The 971-nt window shown below is 59.2% G+C and carries 1 protein-coding gene; it reads right to left on the bottom strand.

What is annotated here, in order from left to right:
- Positions 1 to 50: 50 nt before the first annotated feature.
- Positions 51 to 971: hypothetical protein (locus NW820_RS12740; RefSeq protein WP_414407686.1), on the bottom strand; the 921-nt coding region annotated here is incomplete at its 5' end.

Genomic DNA, 971 nt, shown 5'->3' with positions numbered 1-971 from the left:
TGCGAGTCGGACTATTCTACTGGCCAGTGTCTCATTGCTATTTGAATTGACTATCTGAAAAAGTCAGAAAACGTATCCCGCAGATCCGAAAGCCGATCGTTGAAGCAGGTAAGCCGATCCCCTACAGAGTTCACCAGCGTCAGATCTGCCCGACCGGTTGTCCCTTCAAATCCCAGTAGAGGAACGCTCATGCGGCTGGGATCCGTGGGATTCTGGGAAACGCGGATGACGGCTCGATCGCGGTTAAATTGATAAGCCTCGGCCACATAGCGGATGGGCTCGCTCAAGGTGGGATCCACCGGCAGCCCTGGGGCCGGCAGGAGATCCACCAGCTCGGTGAACGTGCCACTCCGCAGGCCCACCACGGCAGCAGCTCCCAACTGGTTACAAATGGCAATGAGAACCGGCTCTTGGGCAGTGGCGGTGAGGTTGGCCAAGGTAACCGTGACCGTGGCGCGGCTGGCTGCCGGCGGGTAGGTGACCTCAAAGGTGCGGGCAAAGGCATTGCCCAGCTCGTCGCGGGCGCGAAAGCGAAGCTGCCCGGTGTAGGGCAGGATGGAAGAAAAGTAGATGCCAAAGCGGTCGCTGGGACTCCGTCTGGGGATATTGGCCTGTCCGGGAACATAGGCAAGGGCAGCCCGGCTTTGCCACTGATTGGGCGGGGTGTAGGGCAGCAGCGGGCCACTGGTGAAGTTGGGGGGTTCTTTGGGGGGCAGATCCGGCTGGCCATCTCTGTTCAGATCCAGCCCATTGCCCAAAAAGGCCACCGAGCGCTGTAAGAGAATAGGACGGTTTTGGTTATCCAAAAGGGGATTCCGCCTTTCTGCCAGCCCGGCGTTGTCCACATAGACATTAAGGGGGCGATTTAGGATTTGGTTATCCCGCTGCCGCCGCATGTTGAACTGTAGGTAGGGCCCCACTGCGCCCGCTGCCGGGGATCCCCCTGTAATTTCAAAATCATCCGCCCGCAG

It is taken from the genome of Synechococcus sp. R55.7 (assembly GCF_047461955.1).
Taxonomy (GTDB): Bacteria; Cyanobacteriota; Cyanobacteriia; order Thermostichales; family Thermostichaceae; genus Thermostichus.
This window is presented reverse-complemented; position numbering and strand designations above follow the sequence as displayed.